Origin of the sequence: Shimia sp. MMG029, from assembly GCF_027947445.1 — a bacterium.
In the GTDB taxonomy this organism is placed as follows: domain Bacteria; phylum Pseudomonadota; class Alphaproteobacteria; order Rhodobacterales; family Rhodobacteraceae; genus Shimia.
Genome location: NZ_JAQJIM010000001.1, coordinates 254436 through 272922, shown reverse-complemented (window position 1 = coordinate 272922; position 18487 = coordinate 254436). Strand labels below are relative to the sequence as shown.

Annotated in this window: 16 protein-coding genes and 2 riboswitches; of the genes, 7 read left to right on the top strand and 9 right to left on the bottom strand. The window is 57.9% G+C overall.

All coding sequences use genetic code 11. The features are described 5' to 3' along the window. Window positions 1-8 precede the first annotated feature (8 nt). Entirely contained in the window at window positions 9-1145 is a 1137-nt protein-coding gene (gene gcvT, locus PJL69_RS01335) for a glycine cleavage system aminomethyltransferase GcvT (protein WP_271308054.1), read from the bottom strand. Window positions 1146-1230: 85 nt separating this feature from the next. After that, a riboswitch (glycine riboswitch) is annotated at window positions 1231-1309 on the bottom strand. Between the two features lies 1 nt (window position 1310). Then, window positions 1311-1398, bottom strand: a riboswitch (glycine riboswitch). A gap of 116 nt (window positions 1399-1514) precedes the next feature. Next, the gene (locus PJL69_RS01330; protein WP_271308053.1) at window positions 1515-1943 is read right to left on the bottom strand and encodes an RrF2 family transcriptional regulator; all 429 of its coding nucleotides are present in this window, start codon (window positions 1941-1943) and stop codon (window positions 1515-1517) included. Window positions 1944-2049: 106 nt separating this feature from the next. On the opposite strand from PJL69_RS01330, the gene PJL69_RS01325 reads away from it, so the two are divergent. Beyond that, a complete protein-coding gene (locus PJL69_RS01325; RefSeq protein WP_271308052.1) occupies window positions 2050-2613 on the top strand; it encodes a gamma-glutamylcyclotransferase family protein in 564 nt (187 codons plus the stop codon). Between the two features lie 56 nt (window positions 2614-2669). On the opposite strand, the gene PJL69_RS01320 is transcribed toward PJL69_RS01325, so the two are convergent. Next, a complete protein-coding gene (locus PJL69_RS01320) occupies window positions 2670-3602 on the bottom strand; it encodes an MBL fold metallo-hydrolase (RefSeq protein ID WP_271308051.1) in 933 nt (310 codons plus the stop codon). Window positions 3603-3829: 227 nt separating this feature from the next. Here PJL69_RS01320 and gltX point away from each other — a divergent pair, with 227 nt between their 5' ends. After that, window positions 3830-5155 carry a glutamate--tRNA ligase gene (gene gltX, locus PJL69_RS01315; RefSeq protein WP_271308050.1) on the top strand — a complete coding sequence of 442 codons (1326 nt, stop codon included), beginning with the start codon at window positions 3830-3832 and terminating at the stop codon, window positions 5153-5155. Between the two features lie 92 nt (window positions 5156-5247). Here gltX and PJL69_RS01310 read toward each other — a convergent pair whose 3' ends face one another. Then, the gene (locus PJL69_RS01310) at window positions 5248-5595 is read right to left on the bottom strand and encodes a RidA family protein (RefSeq protein WP_271308049.1); all 348 of its coding nucleotides are present in this window, start codon (window positions 5593-5595) and stop codon (window positions 5248-5250) included. Between the two features lie 40 nt (window positions 5596-5635). Continuing rightward, complete coding sequence (locus PJL69_RS01305) at window positions 5636-7294, bottom strand: NAD+ synthase (RefSeq protein ID WP_271308048.1); 1659 nt, start codon at window positions 7292-7294, stop codon at window positions 5636-5638. Window positions 7295-7491: 197 nt separating this feature from the next. Here PJL69_RS01305 and PJL69_RS01300 point away from each other — a divergent pair, with 197 nt between their 5' ends. After that, the gene (locus PJL69_RS01300) at window positions 7492-8910 is read left to right on the top strand and encodes an MORN repeat-containing protein (protein WP_441347446.1); all 1419 of its coding nucleotides are present in this window, start codon (window positions 7492-7494) and stop codon (window positions 8908-8910) included. 72 nt (window positions 8911-8982) lie between these two features. Here the strand turns inward: PJL69_RS01300 and PJL69_RS01295 are convergent, their stop codons facing one another. Then, the gene (locus tag PJL69_RS01295) at window positions 8983-9645 is read right to left on the bottom strand and encodes an SDR family NAD(P)-dependent oxidoreductase (protein ID WP_271308955.1); all 663 of its coding nucleotides are present in this window, start codon (window positions 9643-9645) and stop codon (window positions 8983-8985) included. Between the two features lie 377 nt (window positions 9646-10022). Here PJL69_RS01295 and PJL69_RS01290 point away from each other — a divergent pair, with 377 nt between their 5' ends. Together PJL69_RS01290 and PJL69_RS01285 are read left to right on the top strand one after the other, a co-directional pair. Continuing rightward, window positions 10023-10154, top strand: coding sequence for a hypothetical protein (locus PJL69_RS01290; RefSeq protein WP_271308047.1), 132 nt, complete (start codon window positions 10023-10025; stop codon window positions 10152-10154). A 15-nt stretch (window positions 10155-10169) separates the two neighbouring features. Further along, window positions 10170-11735, top strand: coding sequence for a 2-isopropylmalate synthase (locus tag PJL69_RS01285; RefSeq protein ID WP_271308046.1), 1566 nt, complete (start codon window positions 10170-10172; stop codon window positions 11733-11735). A 49-nt stretch (window positions 11736-11784) separates the two neighbouring features. Here the strand turns inward: PJL69_RS01285 and PJL69_RS01280 are convergent, their stop codons facing one another. The 3 genes from PJL69_RS01280 to PJL69_RS01270 form a co-directional block, all read right to left on the bottom strand. Next, window positions 11785-12429, bottom strand: a complete 645-nt coding sequence (locus tag PJL69_RS01280) for a ZIP family metal transporter (RefSeq protein ID WP_271308045.1) — start codon at window positions 12427-12429, stop codon at window positions 11785-11787. 167 nt (window positions 12430-12596) lie between these two features. Beyond that, window positions 12597-12983 (bottom strand): Cu(I)-responsive transcriptional regulator, encoded by a 387-nt coding sequence (gene cueR / locus PJL69_RS01275; protein WP_271308044.1) that lies wholly within the window; start codon window positions 12981-12983, stop codon window positions 12597-12599. Beyond that, window positions 12980-15430: a heavy metal translocating P-type ATPase gene (locus PJL69_RS01270; RefSeq protein ID WP_271308043.1), complete on the bottom strand. Its 2451-nt coding sequence runs from the start codon at window positions 15428-15430 to the stop codon at window positions 12980-12982. Before PJL69_RS01270 ends, cueR begins: the two co-directional genes overlap by 4 nt. Before the next feature lie 275 nt (window positions 15431-15705). Between PJL69_RS01270 and xylB the strand changes: the two genes are divergently transcribed. Continuing rightward, window positions 15706-17160 carry a xylulokinase gene (xylB, locus tag PJL69_RS01265; protein WP_271308042.1) on the top strand — a complete coding sequence of 485 codons (1455 nt, stop codon included), beginning with the start codon at window positions 15706-15708 and terminating at the stop codon, window positions 17158-17160. Continuing rightward, the gene (gene xylA / locus PJL69_RS01260) at window positions 17157-18461 is read left to right on the top strand and encodes a xylose isomerase (RefSeq protein ID WP_271308041.1); all 1305 of its coding nucleotides are present in this window, start codon (window positions 17157-17159) and stop codon (window positions 18459-18461) included. The genes xylB and xylA overlap by 4 nt, the downstream gene beginning before the upstream one ends. The last annotated feature ends 26 nt before the right edge of the window (window positions 18462-18487 follow it).

The window sequence follows — 18487 nt, the reverse complement described above, 5'->3', positions numbered from 1 at the left end:
CCTGTTGCTCAACGTTTGAAATTGGCGGGCACCAGCGGCATCTTCGCCACTGTCACCGGCATGCGCTTTCCACGCACTTCACCAAAGATTTCTGTGCCAGCCGCCGCCTGTGCGCTGCCGACATATCCCATTGCGACCGGGCCCTTCAGGGTGGGACCAAAGCCGCCAGAGGTGACTTCCCCAATTGGATCGCCGCCTTCTGCTTGCGCAAAAAGAGGTGTCCCGGCGCGCATCGGTGCGCGCCCCTGCGGTGCCAGCCCAACACGCTTGCGTGCCACACCTTCCGCCAGATCGCCAAAAATCCGATCTGCGCCGGGGAAGCCGCCTGCCCGTGCACCATCTGCACGCCGCACTTTCTGGATTGCCCAGGTCAGCGCAGCTTCGATAGGCGAGGTCTCTGCGTCAATGTCATTGCCATACAGGCACAGCCCGCCCTCAAGACGCAGACTGTCGCGCGCGCCCAATCCGATAGGGGCAACCTCTTCCATTTCCAAGAGCTTACGACACAGCGCGTCAGCCGCCTCTGCCGGAATGGAAATTTCATAACCATCTTCGCCAGTGTAGCCAGAACGGCTGACCCAACAGGCCACACCATCAAGCTCGACTTCGGCAAAATCCATAAAGGCCATCTCGGCCACGGTCGGGTTAAGGCGAGACAGTGCCGCCTCAGCAGCAGGCCCCTGCAGCGCAACCAAAGCTCGATCCGTGATTTCAGTCACCGAAACCGCTGGCGTCAGCGCCTGCGTCATACGCGCGATATCAGCCTCTTTGCAGGCAGCATTCACCACCACAAACAGATGATCTCCGCGATTGGCAAACATCAGATCGTCTTCGATCCCACCCGCTTCATTGGTAAAAAACCCATACCGCTGGCGGCCTTCGCCAAGGCCCAGCACGTCAACGGGCACCAGCGTTTCAAAAGCCTCAGCAGCGGCAGCGTAGCTTTCCGCTTTCAGCACCACCTGCCCCATATGGCTCACATCAAAAAGGCCCGCTTGTGCGCGTGTATGCAGGTGCTCTTTCATCACACCCATTGGGTACTGCACAGGCATGTCATAACCCGCGAACCCAACCATTTTGGCACCCAGTTCAATGTGCAGATCATATAGCGGTGTGCGCTTCAGGTCTGCGACCGTCTCTCCCATAGGCTTCGCCCTTCCTCTTTCCGGGCGTATCCATGTCGATGGTCACATCCGGCATCCCATATCCGCGCATAGATCTTGCGCGTGCGATGCCCCCTCTGTCCTTCAGCCTGAGATCGTTATCCCTTCGGCGGGCGCACCAGACGCCACTCTCCAGAGTGTTGTTTCAAAAGTGAGTCGGTCCCTTTGGCCTGAGAGTTTCCGGGGCGGTTGCTCCTTCGGCACCGGATTGCTCCAGTTCTCCCGATTCACCTTGCGTGCACCGTAGTATGCAGAAGCAGAGGTGACAAGCCACTATATCGAGACATCTTATCGCGACATAAGCAAGGCTTATTTCGGGAGCTCGAAATTCACAAACCTAAGTGATCTTCCTTATGAGGGAGAAATCGCGCTGATATCTGTCGCATCCATCAACGCCGCCAATGTGACCTGATCCAAACGGGTATAAAAGGCTTCTGCCGCCTCTCTCAAAATATCTTGCAAACGCTCCGTCGCCGCATGATCGCAGCCAATCTCCGTCCCCGCACAGCATTCCTCAACCGGAAAAGGACCTTCTATCGCGCGAAAAATCTCACCAATGCAGATATCTTCTTGCTTGTGCGCAAGACGCACACCGCCTGAGCGGCCGCGCTGTGTCTCAAGAAACCCCAACAAGGCAAGCTTGTGTATCACTTGCGCAAGATGATTTTCAGAAGCGTTACACTCCGCAGCGATTTCATGCTTGGTAACAAGCCGATTTGGGTTCGCTGCGCAGTACATCAAAACACACATCGCAATATTGGTTCGTTTGGTGATGCGCATCTTAAAGTCCTACTATCCGTGCCCCTCTTGCTCCCCAAACGACTGGTTACTAATTGGTTTACGTGACGACATTGACATAGATCAAACAGCGTGATCGTTACAAACCATGAACACCTCTTATTTCTTTGGCTATGGCAGCCTCGTAAACGAGCGCACGCACGCTTACGAAGATCTGCATCATGCAACTTTGAAGGGCTGGCGACGCACGTGGCGCCATACGCGTCTGCGACCCGTCGCCTTTCTGACCGCCATGCCGGACCCTCATTCTTCAATCGAGGGCATCATTGCGCATGTGCCAAACAATGACTGGGCAGCCCTTGACGAACGAGAGTTTGCCTATGACCGTGTCAGCGCAACCTCGTCGATCACACATGCCAAATCCGCTGCGGTTGACATTGCAGTCTATCAGGTCCCCAAAGACACGGGTCTCGCTCCAGACATCCGGCACCCGATCTGGCTCAGTTATCTGGATGTGGTCATCCAAGGATACCTTCGCCATTTTGGCGAGGCTGGAGTCTCTCGATTTTTTGACACAACATCGGGATGGGATGCGCCCATTCTAAATGACCGCGCAGCACCGAATTATCCACGCACACAACAGCTCAGCGCGGCGGAAACGGCTCTTGTGGACGCACATCTGCACAGCGTTGGTGCAAAGGTCATCCTCTAAAAAGCAAAGAAAAAGGCGACCCGTGGGTCGCCTTTTCAAACCGGTTTTTCTTCGGGTCAAAGCATCAGTTGATAGCTGGCGGGCGCGTATTTGTAGCCACCGTCATGACTTTCAACATAGCCAACCGCAGGCCAAGGCATGTGATAGCCAACAAAGGGCACCTTATCTGCGGCCAGCATATCAAGCACCTTACGACGCGTCGCTGCGGCGGCAGCTTTGTCCATGTCAAACTTCACTTCCCAATCAGGATAAGACAGCGACCAAACATAGTGGTTGGCGAAATCGGCGCACAACATCAGTTGTTTGCCGTCGCTTTCAATCATGTAGGCCATGTGGCCTGGGGTATGCCCAAAGGTGCCAACCGCAGTGATGCCACTTGCGACTGAGGCACCATCTTCGATCATGTCAAAACGCTCTGCATTGGGCCGCACCTTGCCTTCAAAGGCTTTGTTGCCATCAGTTTTCGCCCAAGCGTCAAACTCCACCCGCCCCGTCAGGTGCTGCGCATTGGCAAAGGTGACACCGCTCTCACCTGCAACGCCACCAATGTGATCCCCATGCATGTGCGTGATGACAAGCTTGTCCACCTGATCAGGTGTATACCCTGCCGCTGCCAACGCTGCCGTGATCGCCTCCGGGCTCAATCCCGCATCAAACAAAACCAGCTCCTCGCCGGTGTTCACAATCGTAGGAGTAAAGAAAAACTGCGCTGCGTTGGTCGGAATATTGGCCGCTTCAGAGGCTTTGGCAAATTCATCTGCACTGACATTCATGCCAAAGATGTTTTGCGGACCTTCCACAGTACGCGTCCCAACCAGAAGCGTGGTCACTTCAAACTGCCCCAGCTTCATTCGGTTAAAGCGTGTCGCCCCCACGCCTTTCATCTCCGCCTTGGCAGTCGCTGAGTTTGGCAACAAGCCCGCCGCCAAAGGCGCAGCCGCCGCCCCTGCCAACACACTCCGACGTGACATTTTGGAAGTTTTAGTCATGGTCCAATCCTCCTGAAGAAAATGCTGATCTTTTTAGTATTGCTGGGGCTACGATAGATTTCCGCATTTGGATTGCAATTCACGGTCCCTTGAGGCGCGAGAAGATGTCAAAATCCTACGAAAGGCTTAATAAAACGGGGCCCAGCCGCCGTTCTTGGGCATCCTCTGCCGGATTTCTGGACAAAATGGCCTTCATGTGGGAAGGGAGGCAGCAACAGGAGATTCCCATGACGACCACCCGTTTTGCCCCTTCGCCGACAGGCTATATCCACGTTGGCAACCTGCGCACCGCGCTGATGAACTATCTGATCGCCCGCAAGTCTGGCGGCACCTTCATTCTGCGCATTGATGACACTGACCCCGAGCGCTCCAAACAGGAGTATGTGGACGCCATTCAGGAAGATCTGGAATGGCTTGGCCTCACCTGGGATCGGATGGAGCGCCAGTCCACACGCCTTGAACGGTATGAAGACGCCGCGCAGCAGCTGCGCGACATGGGCCGCTTCTATGAGTGTTTCGAAACACCAACCGAGCTGGACCTGAAGCGCAAGAAACAGCTCAACATGGGCAAACCGCCGGTGTATGACCGCGCCGCACTGGCCCTGTCTGATGACGACAAAGCTGCCCTGCGCGCGGACCGTGGCAACGGCCACTGGCGTTTCAAACTCGATCACGCGCGCATTGAATGGACAGACGGCATTCTGGGCGACCGCTCCATTGATGCGGCCTCCGTGTCTGATCCGGTGCTGATCCGCGCCGATGGCCAGTTCCTCTACACGCTGGCCTCTGTCTGTGATGATATCGACTTTGGTATCACCGACGTTGTGCGTGGCTCCGACCACGTGACAAACACCGCAACCCAGATCCAGATCATCGAAGCGCTTGGCGGCGGCGTGCCGAACTTCGCCCACCACTCGCTGCTGACCGGCCCACAGGGCGAAGCGCTGTCCAAGCGCCTTGGCACGCTGGCCCTGCGCGACCTGCGCGAAGCCGGTGTGGAACCGATGGCCCTTCTGAGCCTCATGGCACGCCTTGGCAGCTCAGATCCGGTTGAGCTGCGCAGCTCGATTGAAGAGATCGCAGAAGGTTTTGACGTCAATAAATTTGGCGCAGCGCCCACCAAATTTGACGAGCAGGATCTCTACCCGCTCACCGGCAAAGTGCTGCACGAAAAGCCGCTTTCTGAGATGGCCGATGACATCGCCGCCGCTGGCGTGCCTGCTGATCTGGCCGAGCGTTTCTGGAACGTGACCCGCGAAAACATCACCACCCGCAAAGACATTGCGCCGTGGTGGGATCTTTTTGCCAATGGCGCAGAACCAGCGATTGACGAGGAAGATCAGGACTTCATCAAAGAAGCCATGACATTGTTGCCCGAAGGCCCGTTTGACGACAGCACTTGGGGCACATGGACAGCCGCGGTGAAAGAGGCCACAGGCCGCAAAGGCCGCGGTCTCTTCATGCCGCTGCGCAAAGCCCTCACCGGCCAAAGCCACGGCCCGGACATGTCCGCCGTGATGCCACTTTTGCAGGTGATCAAAGCGCGCGGCTGAATAGTCAAAACCAAAAACGGCGCACCTCTAGATTGAGGCGCGCCGGAAACTGAGCGAATAGAGGCAACTGCCACTGCGCAACCTTTGCCCTATCAGCTGTCTTTCACTGCGGCGGTGACAATCACCTCGACCTTCAGCACATCCCGCGCCAATTTCGCCTCACCGCAGGCCCGCGCCGGGGCATGACCTTCGGGCACCCAAGCATCCCAAACCGCGTTCATTTCCGCCAAATCACTCATATCGGACAGCCAGACAATCGCCTGCAGAATATGTTCGCGATCAGAGCCCGCCTCTTCCAGCAGCGCGTCCACGCGAGACAGGCAGTCACGGGTTTGTTCGGCCACCGTGTCACCTGCACCAACCTGACCACACAGGTAGGCAACCTGATTGTGGATCACAATTTTTGACATACGGGTGCCGGTGTGGATGCGCTCTATCATGGTGTAAGCCTTTGTCGTTCTTTTACTTTGGGGATGTCACTCAGCTCGGATCGCGGAAGCGGTTCACAATCGGATAGCGCCGATCCAGCCAGAAGGCTTTCCGGCTCAACCGCGCACCGGGGGCGGACTGAAAGCGTTTGTACTCGCTGATGTAGACCAGATGTTCCACCCGCTTGACCGTCTCCCGATCATAGCCCGCGGCCACACACTCCGCGACGGATTTGTCCTCATCCACCAACATATACAGAATTGCATCCAGCACATCATACGGCGGCAGACTGTCCTCATCCTTCTGATCCGGACGCAGCTCCGCTGAGGGCGGCTTGTCGATGATCGCCGGCGGGATCACCTCCCCTGCTGGCCCCATCATCCAGTCACGATGCACCTCGTTGCGCCAGCGCGAGGTTTCAAAAACCCGCGTTTTATACATGTCTTTGATCGGGTTATAGCCGCCCGCCATATCGCCATAAATCGTAGCATAACCCACCGCGACCTCAGATTTGTTGCCCGTGGTCAAAAGCATCTCGCCAAACTTGTTGGACATGGCCATCAGCAACAGCCCGCGCAGGCGGCTCTGGATGTTCTCTTCGGCGAGCCCGGACTCCAGCCCTTCAAACAGCGGCGCCAGCGTGTTGGTGATCGCGTCCCGCCCTTCCGCAATAGGCACATAGTCATAGCGCACGCCAAGACGTTCCGCGATGTCTTTGGCGTCATCCAGCGAACCTTGTGACGTGTACTCACTTGGCAGCATCACACAGCGCACATTCTCCGCGCCCAGCGCATCCACCGCAATCGTCGCCACAAGCGCGCTGTCAATGCCACCGGACAAGCCTAGCAGAACCTTGGAAAATCCACTCTTGCCCATGTAGTCACGCAGCGCCTCAACACAGACGCGATAGTCCTGCTCCTCGCCCGCAGGCAACACCGCTTTAGGGCCGTCCTTGCAACGCCAGCCCGCGCTTGTGCGCTCAAAATCCACATGCGCCACAACTTCGTCAAACACCGGCAGTTGCACCGCAAGCTGCCCACCCGGGTTCAACACAAAGGAGCCGCCATCAAACACCTGATCGTCCTGCCCGCCAACCATGTTGAGATAGACCAGCGGCAGTCCCGTCTCGATCACCCGCGCCACCATATGGCTCATCCGGCGATCAAACTTGTCGCGGTAGTAAGGTGAGCCATTGGGCACCACCAAAAACTCTGCCCCGGTCTCCTCCAGAGTTTCCGGCACATCGGCAAACCAGGCGTCCTCACACACAGGCGAGCCCACCCGGACCCCGTTCACATTGTAAGGCCCGCCCATCGGGCCATGGTCGAACAAACGCTCTTCATCAAACACGGTGTAATTCGGCAGGTTGTGCTTGCGCTGAATATGGGCAATTTTGCCGCCACGCAGAATGAAATAGGCGTTATAAAGCGCTTCACCTTCTTTCAGCGGGCCACCCAGGGCCACAACCGGCCCCTCCGCGCAATCCTTGGCCAGCTGTTCAATCTCAGCCAAGGCCGCCGCCTGTAACGCAGGCTTCAGGATCAGATCCTGCGCGTTATAGCCCACAATGAACATTTCAGGAAAAGCCACCATATCGGCACCCGCCGCTTTCGCCTCCTGCCAAACCGCACGCACCTTGTCCGCATTGCCGGACAAATCCCCCATGACCGGATTGGCCTGTGCCAACGTCAAACGGAAAGTATCGGTCATTGGTGGTCTCCTATACCGCAGCTCTTGGCAGAGATGTAGCAGACACAGCGCCAAGGAAAAGCGCAAAGCACCGCAATTTATCGGCCTTCTCCGCGCATTTGCACGCCTCGCCTGTTTCTGATGCGCAAAACAGTTTGCCCCGCCGACGCCCATGTCCTAAAATCTGGTTAAAGCGTCTCGCACAAACGAGCGCCACCATGGGGAAATTCGAGGCCAAAATTATGCGCGGAACTCAGGCACTTACTTTAGCCATCCTGCTCGCCGGGGCACCTGCCTTTGCACAGGACAGCCAGGTTCTGACCAAACAATACGATGACGGAGGCGTCTACGAAGGCACCTTCAAAGGGGGCTTGCAGCATGGCACGGGCAGCTATCGCTTGCCCAATGGCTATGAATACGAGGGCGAGTGGAGCGAAGGTGAAATTCGCGGACAAGGCATCGCCCGGTTCCCCAATGGCTCGGTCTATGAAGGCGCCTTTGAAAAAGGCAAACCACACGGTATCGGCAAAATCACCTTCACCGACGGTGGCACCTACGAGGGCGAGTGGGCGGATGGCAAAATCACCGGCACCGGTGTGGCAAGCTATGCCAATGGCGTGCGCTACGAAGGCGCCTTCCAGAATGCCAATCACCACGGCAAAGGTGTGATGATCAGCCCAGAGGGCTATCGCTATGAAGGCGATTGGCTCAATGGCATCAAAGAGGGACTTGGCAAAATCACCTACAATGATGGCACCATTTACGATGGTGAAATCAAGGCGGGCGAACGCGCAGGTCAAGGCCGCCTCACCATGCCCGGCGGGCTGGTCTATCAGGGCACATGGGTTGCGGGTCAGATCGAAGGCGATGGCACTTTGACCCAACCCAATGGCGACGTCTACGTCGGCCAGCTCTTGGGTGGCCAACGCCAGGGCAAAGGCACTGTGACCTACGCCAATGGCGACACCTATGAGGGCGATTTCGCATCTGACCAGCGCCATGGTCAGGGCACGTTCAAAGGCACCGATGGCTACATCTACACAGGCGCCTGGCAAGAGGGCCGCATAGCAGGCAACGGTCAGGTCACTTACCCCGATGGATCCGTCTATGTCGGACAGTTTCAGGATGACCTTGCCAACGGTCAGGGCAAAATCACCTATACAGATGGCTCAACCTACGAAGGGGATTGGCGCGCGGGTGTGATTGATGGCACCGGCAAAGCCACCTATGCCAATGGTCTTGTTTATGAAGGCGAGTTCAAAAGCGCACGCAACCATGGGCGCGGGGTTATGACCTATGCCGATGGCTACCGCTATGAGGGCGAATGGCGCAATGGTCAGCGTCATGGCACTGGCACCGCCACCTATGCCGACGGCACTGTCTACACAGGTGAATTTGCCAATGGCCAGCGCGAAGGCAGCGGTGAGATCGTGATGCCTGATGGCTTTAAATACGCTGGTGAATGGCAGGCTGGCGAAATCAACGGCACCGGTGTGGCCACCTACGCCAATGGCGACATCTACGAAGGCACGTTCAAGGCTGGCAAACGTCAGGGCGAAGGCACCATGCGCTACGCCTCCGGCGAAGAGCGTAGCGGCAACTGGAACAACGGATCCCTGCCGGAAAACGACGGCTAATTTGTTTTGTAAGCCTTGTCAGAAAGCCGCGCTCTTGGCGCGGCTTTTTTTATGGTCACATTGCTCAGCAAATCACCAAGGCACCGGCACACCCGCATAATCATAGAAACCGCCGCTTTCTGCAGGTGTCAGCTCCTCCAAAACACCAAGCAATCTATCGGCGGCCACCTCGGCACTGTGCTTTTTGTGGGCCGGATAGTTTGCGGTAAAAGCGGTCTCCACCGTCCCCGGATGCAGTGCGACGCAGATTGACTGTTTGTGGCTGCGCGCCAGCTCAATCGCCCCAGTATGGATCACTTGATTGAGCGCGGCCTTGGACGCGCGGTAGGAATACCAGCCCCCTGCCCGGTTATCCCCAATGGAGCCAACCCGCGCTGACAGTGCCGCAAACACGCCTCGCTCTTTGCGCGGCAAAAGCTTGGCCGCATGACGCAACACCAGCGCAGGCCCAATCGTGTTCACGGCAAACTGCGCCGCCATCTCTTCCCCAGAAACCTCTCGCAGAGATTTTTCCGGCCCTTCTTGCGTCACGACCAACGCCCCGCTGGCCACAAAGATGAGGTCAAATGGCCCCTCAAGCGCAGCCAGTGTCGCTTCCACTGAAACAGGATCGGTGATGTCAAACCCGTCTCTGCTGCGCGAAAGACCTATCACTGCAACCCCACGCACGCCCAGCGCAGTTGCAACCGCTGCCCCAATGCCGCCACTGTCCCCAATCACCAAAGCGCGCATGATTCACCTCCCTGTTTTTAAAGTCATACGCGCCACCACGCGCCTTGGCTCCATTTAGATCAAAACAATCGGCATGACTCAGCACTGCTGCAAAGCCGCAAAACCCGATGCACGTCACACAAAACCAAACACACAAAACGCACCCACTTTTGGTCTTTTCATTTGCCAACGCCCATGTATAACTCTGCGTCATGACACGTTTGGCCCATATCGCATCATCCGCACGCCTTCCGGCGCAGTTTGCGCGTGGCCTCGACCTACTCCTAGTCCGCCTCTGAGCGTGACCCTGTCGGCGCGCGTGCTCAGAGGAGAACAGTCCGCGCTGAAAGTCTGAACCGCCCTAAGGCAACTCGACACTCACAGGTCTCTAGGAACTCTCCATGCTCGACGTCAAAGCATCAAAACACCGGATCGCGTTTTCACAAACACGCCAGTCCGACGTCGGCATCGCCTCAGGCAACCAAAATTTTGCAGACAGCACCCCAGTCGTCGTCTGCCAACCGCATATCTAAACAGGAACAATACCCATGTCTGACAACCGCGTTGTTATTTTTGACACCACCCTGCGCGACGGCGAGCAAAGCCCGGGCGCGACCATGACCCACGACGAAAAGCTCGAAATCGCAGAAATGCTCGATGACATGGGCGTCGACATCATCGAAGCTGGCTTCCCGATCGCATCTGAGGGGGATTTTGCCGCTGTGTCCGAAATCGCCACACGCGCCAAAAACTCCCGCATTTGTGGTCTGGCCCGCGCCAATATCGCAGACATCGATCGCTGCTGGGAGGCCGTGAAACACGCGGAGAAAAACCGCATCCACACCTTCATCGGCACCTCCCCCCTGCACCGCGCCATTCCCAACCTCACCATGGATGAGATGGCCGACAAAATTCACGAAACGGTCAGCCACGCCCGCAACCTCTGTGAAAACGTGCAATGGTCCCCAATGGACGCCACCCGCACCGAATGGGATTACCTCTGCCGCGTGATCGAAATCGCGATCAAAGCGGGCGCAACCACCATCAACATCCCAGACACCGTGGGCTACACCGCCCCAATGGAAAGCGCGGACCTGATCAAAAAGCTGATCGAAACTGTGCCGGGTGCGGATGATGTGATCTTTGCCACCCACTGCCACAACGACCTTGGCATGGCGACAGCCAACTCGCTGGCCGCCGTGGCCGGTGGCGCGCGCCAGATCGAATGCACCATCAACGGTCTGGGCGAGCGCGCAGGCAACACGGCGCTCGAAGAAGTTGTGATGGCACTCAAAGTGCGCAACGACATCATGCCTTGGACCACCGGCATCGACACCACCAAACTGATGAACATCTCCCGCCGCGTGGCCACCGTGTCCGGCTTCCCGGTGCAGTTCAATAAGGCCATCGTCGGCAAAAACGCCTTCGCGCATGAGTCTGGCATCCACCAGGATGGCATGCTGAAGAACAAAGAGACCTTTGAAATCATGCGCCCGGAGGATGTGGGCCTCTCCGGCACCTCCCTGCCACTCGGCAAACACTCCGGCCGTGCCGCGCTACGCGACAAGCTGGAGCAGCTCGGCTTTGAAGTCGGTGACAACCAGCTCAAAGACATCTTTGTGCGCTTCAAAGAGCTGGCCGACCGCAAGAAAGAGGTGTTTGACGATGATATCGTGGCACTGGTGCGCGCAGGCAGCGGTGAGGACGAAGATGACCGCCTGCAACTCGTGTCCATGAAAGTGGTCTGCGGCACAGGTGGCCCGGCGGAGGCGACCGTGGAGATGGAAGTCGACGGCAAAGATGTAACCGCCACCTCTGAAGGCGACGGCCCGGTCGATGCGACATTCAAAGCGATCCGCGAAATCCACCCAAACACCGCCCGCCTGCAACTTTATCAGGTGAGCGCCGTGACCGAAGGCACCGATGCGCAGGCCACTGTCTCCGTACGTCTTGAGGAAGATGGCGTGATCGCCACGGGTCAGTCCGCCAACACCGACACTGTGGTGGCCTCTGCCAAAGCCTACATTCACGCGCTCAACCGTCTTCTGGTGCGCCGTGACAAAGTAGGAGAAGGTGTAGATACGAAAGAAGTGTCTTACAAAGATCTCGCCTAAGCCTCAGCCAGCAGCGAGAGCAGAGCCGCCTTCGGGCGGCTCTTTTTGTTCAGCCAATCACCATGTTGCCAGCCATGCCAAGCGCAAATCCGGCAACGGCACCTAAGGCTGGTGCATAAGCCCCAGTCTCATGCGCTTCAGGCGCGACATCCTGGAAAATCAGGTACAGAATGCCCCCTGCAGCAAACATCATGATCGCTCCAAGCGTCTCTGGCTGATCGGAGAGCAAAAGCAAGCCGAGGCCCGCGCAAATTGGCCCAAGCGCGGCCAGAAACAAAAACGCCACCATGACCTGAGTTGCGGAGAGTTTCCCCCGGGTCCAAATCTCTCGAAAGGCTGCGAAACCTTCTGGCAAGTTCTGCAAAAACATCATCGCAGCCAACAGTTTGGCTGTCGCAGCTTCTGTGACCAACAGCGCACCCAGCGCCATAGCTTCCGGCAAAAAGTCCAACATCATTGCCAAAACAAGCGCCCCGCTGCCCCCAGCACGCGCCAGCGCAGCATCCACCAAGGCAAAGCAGACACCGCCTCCCAGCAGTAACCCGACGGCAAGCCCAACCGGCAGAACTTCTGCACCCTCCGGCACAAGCACAAGCGCAATCGCCGACAGCAAAGCGCCGCCGCCAAACGCCGTGACGGCTTTTACAAAACGTGCCTCAATAACGGTGTTGGAAATGTGTTCGAAACGGGCCAAGAGCCCGCCAAGTGGAATTGCCAGCCCTGCGAAGAGTGACAACAATAAAGCATAATGAATCGCAACCATAGGTGGAAAATACCTTGCAATCGACGAGGTGAAAACCGCAATCTGGTCAAACTCGTAAGCAATCGCAGCATGTTACGACCAAGCCGCCAAGCGAAAGCTCACCCTCTCCCAAGATCTTCCAATATCGGGCAATCCGGCCGCGCATCGCCAGCGCAGCTCGCAACCAAATGACTAAGCGTCGCCCGCATGGCCTGCAAATCCGCGATTTTTGCGTCAATATCCGCAAGGTTGCGCTCAGCAACCCGCTTCACATCGGCACTTGCCCGCCCCTGATCCTCATATAGCGCCAGGAGCGTCCGACAATCTTCTATTGAAAAACCAAGTCCCCGCGCACGGCCCAAGAATGTCAGTTTATGCAGGTCCGTCTCCGCAAAGCTGCGATAGCCATTCTCTCCCCGCGCGGGTGTTACAAAGCCAATATCCTCGTAATAGCGGATCGTCTTCGCCGGCAGACCAGAGCGCTTGGAAACTTCTCCGATATTCATGCGCGCACCTCGCTCAACACCAGCTTCACGCGACGCAACCGCAGCGCATTTGACAGCACAAACACGCTCGACAGCGCCATCGCCCCCGCCCCTAGCATCGGCGACAGCGCCGGTCCGCCAAAGGGCACCAACACACCTGCCGCCACTGGGATCAGCGCCACGTTATAGCCAAAGGCCCAGAACAGGTTCTGGCCAATATTGCGGATCACCCTGTGGCTCACCTCAAAGGCGTTGATCACCCCAGCAAGATCGCCAGACATCAGCACCACATCGGCCGCTTCCATCGCCACATCCGTGCCCGTACCAATCGCCAGCCCAACGTCAGCGCTGGCCAGCGCTGGCGCATCATTAATCCCATCGCCCACAAAGGCGACGTTGCCAAAAGCTGCGCGCAGCTCTTGGAGCGCTGCGACTTTGCCATCCGGCAACACCTCAGCCACCACATGGTCGATCCCCAACCGAGCAGCCAGCGCTTCGGCTGTGCCGCGCGCATCTCCGCTGATCATCGCCACCTTAAGGCCCATCTCGTGCAGCACGCGAACAGCCGCTTCTGAGCCCGGCTTCACAGGATCAGATACCGCAAGAACCGCAGCCGCTTGCCCGTCGATCGCAACGCAAATCGGCGTTTTTCCTGCTTCTGCAAGGGCATCCATCTGGCCCTCAAACGTCGCAAAGTCCGCCGCCTCCTGTGCCATAAAGCGCGCCGCGCCCACCAGGACACGACGGCCAGAAACCTCTGCCGAAATCCCCATGCCAACCTGCGCTTCAAAGTGCTCTACACTTGGCACATCCAGCGCGCGGGCCTCTGCCCCACGCACAAGCGCCCGCGCCAGTGGATGCTCTGATCGGGCCTCTGCCCCTGCAACCAGTGTTAGCACCTCAGCCTCGTCAAAACCTTGCGCCAGCGCCACATCGGTCAGCTCAGGTTGGCCCATCGTCAGCGTGCCTGTCTTATCAAAGGCCACCACCTTGCAGTCGCGCAGGCTCTGCAAGGCATCGCCTTTGCGAAACAACACCCCAAGCTGCGCGGCGCGACCTGTGCCCACCATAATCGACGTGGGCGTCGCCAGCCCCATCGCACAGGGGCAGGCAATGATCAGCACCGCAACAGCCGCCACCAGCGCAGGACCAAAGGCCGGAGCAGGCCCCACCAGCATCCAGATCAAAAATGTGAGTGCCGCAACGACCATGACCGCAGGCACAAACACCGCTGTAACCCGGTCCACGCGCGCCTGAATGGGCAGCTTCGCGCCCTGCGCATCGCGCACCATGGCCACGATCTGCGCGAGCATTGTCTCGCGCCCGACCTTCTCGGCTTCATAGCGCAGCGCACCCTGCCCGTTGATCGTGCCGCCAATCACCGCTTCTCCAGCTTTTTTGGCCACGGGCACAGGCTCCCCCGTCAGCATGCTCTCATCGATATAGGACTGCCCATCGATAACACGTCCGTCCACGGCCACCCGCTCTCCGGGGCGCAGGTGGACCACATCGCCCACCGCAACGGCATCAATCGAAACCTCCTGCACCGCACCTTTCCGTTCAACTCGGGCAACACGGGGCTGTAGCCCGATCAATTGCCGTATCGCCGTCCCGGTGCGCCCTTTGGCACGCGCTTCCATCCACCGCCCCGTGAGGATCAACACAACAATCACCGCCGCCGCTTCATAGTAAACATGCGCGGCGCCAACTGGCAGCCAACCAGGGGTAAAGGTAGAGACAACGGAAAACAGATAGGCCGCACTTGTACCCAAGGCGACGAGCGAATTCATCTCAGGCGCCCCTTTGAACAGCGCCGGAAACCCTTTTGCATAGAATTGTCGTCCGGGTCCTGCCAGCAAGGCAGATGTCAGAACAAACTGCATCACATAGAGCGTCTGCATCCCAACATGGGCCATCAACCAGTGATGCAGCGCCGGGATCAGATGGCCACCCATCTCTGTCACAAACACCGGCAACGCCAAGGCGGCCGCGATACAGACATCGCGCTTCAACTTGGCCGCTTCATCGGCTTTCGCGTCAATCTCTGGGGAGTCGTCCTCCTGCACCCGCGCCGGGTATCCTGCCTTGGTGCTGCGCGCCGCAATCTCTCCCGGACTTGCCGCACCATCGAGATACTGTACCGTCGCAGTTTCAGTGGCAAAATTCACGTTTGCCGCCACCACGCCCGGCGCTCCGGCCAGCGCCGCCTCCGCCTTTCGCACGCAGCCCGCACAACTCATTCCAGCCATCGCATAGGTGACCGAACGCACCCGCGCCGGGTATCCAGCCTCTTTCAGTGCGCCCAATACGGCCTCTGTGCCCCCATCCCGCACCACAACCCGCGCACTCTCATTCGCGAGGTTGACCTCTGCGGTCTCCACGCCCTCCGCTTTCGTCAGCGCCTTTTCAGCACGCGAAACGCATCCGGCACAGCTCAGGCCGTCAAGGTGAAAAGTCAATGTCTGCATGGATCTGTCTTTGTCTGAGTCGGCAATATGCGCCGCTAAAAGATATAAAGGTTCCAGTGAATGGAAGGTCAAGGGCAGGATGTGACCCCCTGCCAGGGCTCAGAAACTGACCCGCACCTCCGCTCAAAACATTGATATTGATCAACAAGCGCAGGAAATTCGCACGTTTTGCTAAGCTTCCTCAAAAGAATTCTGTGGGCCCAAGCCACTTTCTATTTGATCTCCAATTTAATTTGACGCAAAAATTAAGTATAGGAGACTTAGGGAGGACACCCATGTTTGTGGGATTGGATCTGGGCACGTCTGGTTTACGTGCGCTTTTGATTGATGCGCGCCAAACCGTGATCGCAACACGCGAGGCCCATTACGTCACCTCTCGTCCACACCCAGGCTGGAGCGAGCAGACCCAATCTGATTGGATCCACGCCACCAAAGAGGTCTTCACCCAACTGGCCACAGACTTCCCTTCTGAAGTTGCCGCGATCAAAGGCATTGGCGTCTCCGGCCACATGCATGGCGCAAACCTGCTGGATCAAAACGGCACCCCCCTGCGCCCCTGCATGATGTGGAATGACACCCGCTCCGTTTCTCAGGCCGCACAGCTTGATACCACGGCACAGGTGCGGAACCTCTCAGGCAACATCGTCTTCCCCGGCTTCACCGCACCGAAGGTGGCATGGGTGGCAGAAAACGCGCCTGAGACCTTCGCCAAAACCGCCAAAGTCTTGCTGCCCAAGGATTATCTGAACTTCTGGCTTACTGGCATCTATGCTTCTGACATGTCTGACAGTGCAGGCACCAGCTGGCTCGACGTTGACGCGCGGGACTGGTCAGACACCTTGCTTGACGTCTCCGGCATGCGCGCCGATCAGATGCCAAAGCTCTTTGAAGGGTCTGAAGCCATCGGCACGGTGCGCGAAGATATCGCCGCAGAGCTTGGCCTGCCCAAAGGCGTGGTTGTCGCCGCGGGGGCCGGAGACAACGCAGCCGCCGCTTGCGGCATTGGCGCGCTGAACGAAGGCGACGGGTTTGTCTCCCTTGGCACCTCTGGCGTGTTGCTCACCGGGCGGGATGCCTATGCGCCCCAACCCGAAAGCGCTGTCCACACCTTCTGCCACGCCATTCCCGGCCGCTGGTATCAGATGGGTGTGATCCTTGCCGCCACCGACAGCCTCAACTGGCTCGCCCGCAACCTAAATCAAAGCCCCGCTGACCTCACCAAAGCCTTGGGCGACAGCATCACAGGCCCCGGCCAAATCCGCTTTTTGCCTTATCTGTCCGGCGAACGCACACCGCACAATGACGCAGAAATTCGCGGCGGCTTCCTCAACATCGACATCAACTCTGGCCCCGAAGCCCTCACACAAGCGGTGCTCGAAGGCGTGGCCTTCGCGCTGCGCGACAATTTTGAGGCACTCAAATCCACCGGCGCGCAGCTCGATGGCCTGATTGCCATAGGTGGCGGCGCGCAATCGCCCTATTGGGTCGAACTCATCGCGACCTTGCTGAACATGCCAATCTCCCTGCCCGCAGCCGGTGAATTTGGCGCAGCCCTCGGCGCGGCCCGCCTCGCCATTTGCGCCGCAACACACGCCGCACCAGAAGCGATCATGACCAAACCCGCGATTGCCAAAACGATCGCTCCGCGCACCGAGCTGCGCGACGCCTACGAGGCAGCCTACGCCGCCTTCGTCAAAACTTACCCCGGCATAAAGGCCTTGACACAATGACCGACTTTTTCAAAAATATCGCCCCCATCCAGTTTGAAGGCGCCGACAGCACCAACCCAATGGCCTTTCACCACTACAACCCCGATGAGGTTGTTTTGGGCAAACGTATGGAAGACCATCTGCGTTTTGCCGTGGCCTACTGGCACTCCTTTGCATGGGAGGGTGGCGACCCATTTGGCGGCCAGACCTTTGAGCGCCCCTGGCATCCGCAAACCCGCATGGATATGGCCAAAGTCAAAGCCGATGCCGCCTTTGAAATGTTTGACATCCTCGGCCAGCCTTACTTCTGCTGGCACGACGCAGACGTGCGCCCCGAAGGTGACAGCTTTGCCGAAAGCCTGAAGAACTTCGAAGAGATCATTGATTACTTTGAAGAAAAGATGAGCACGCGCGCCATCAAACTGCTCTGGGGCACCGCCAATATGTTCAGCCACCGCCGCTGGATGTCAGGCGCATCGACCAACCCGGATCCAGAGGTGTTTGCCTATTCGGCGGCCACCGTGAAAACCTGTATGGACGCCACCAAACGTCTGGGCGGCGAAAACTATGTGCTCTGGGGCGGCCGCGAAGGCTATGAAACCCTGCTCAACACCGACATGGGCCGCGAGCTTGATCACATGGGCCGCTTCCTCAACATGGTGGTGGAGTATAAACATAAGATCGGCTTTGAGGGCGCCATTCTGGTGGAACCCAAACCGCAGGAGCCGTCAAAGCACCAGTATGATTTTGACGCCGCCACCTGCTATGGTTTTCTGCAGAAATACGGCCTCGAAAACGAGGTAAAACTGAACCTTGAGCAAGGCCACGCCATCCTTGCCGGTCACAGCTTTGAACATGAAATCGCCACCGCTGCTGCCCTCGGTGTACTTGGTTCAATCGACATGAACCGCAACGACTATCAATCCGGCTGGGACACCGACCAATTCCCAAACAACGTGCCAGAAGTGGCTCTGTCCTACTATCACATCCTGAAAGCAGGCGGTTTCACCACTGGCGGCACCAACTTTGACGCCAAGCTCCGCCGCCAGTCACTGGACGCAGAGGATCTGATCGCAGCCCATGTGGGCGGCATGGACATCTGCGCCCGAGGCCTCAAAGCCGCCGCAGCGATGATCGAGGATGGCGGCTTGGATCAGGCCCTCAACGAACGCTACGCAGGCTGGGATAGCAAAGAGGCCAAAGCCATGCTGGCCGGAGATCTGGACAGCACCTTTGCCGATGTCATGAGCGGGAAAATCAACCCATCGCCAAAATCGGGCCGTCAGGAAATTCTCGAAAATTACGTGAATAGGTTCGTGTAAGATACTGTTTAGTCTACACTTAAACA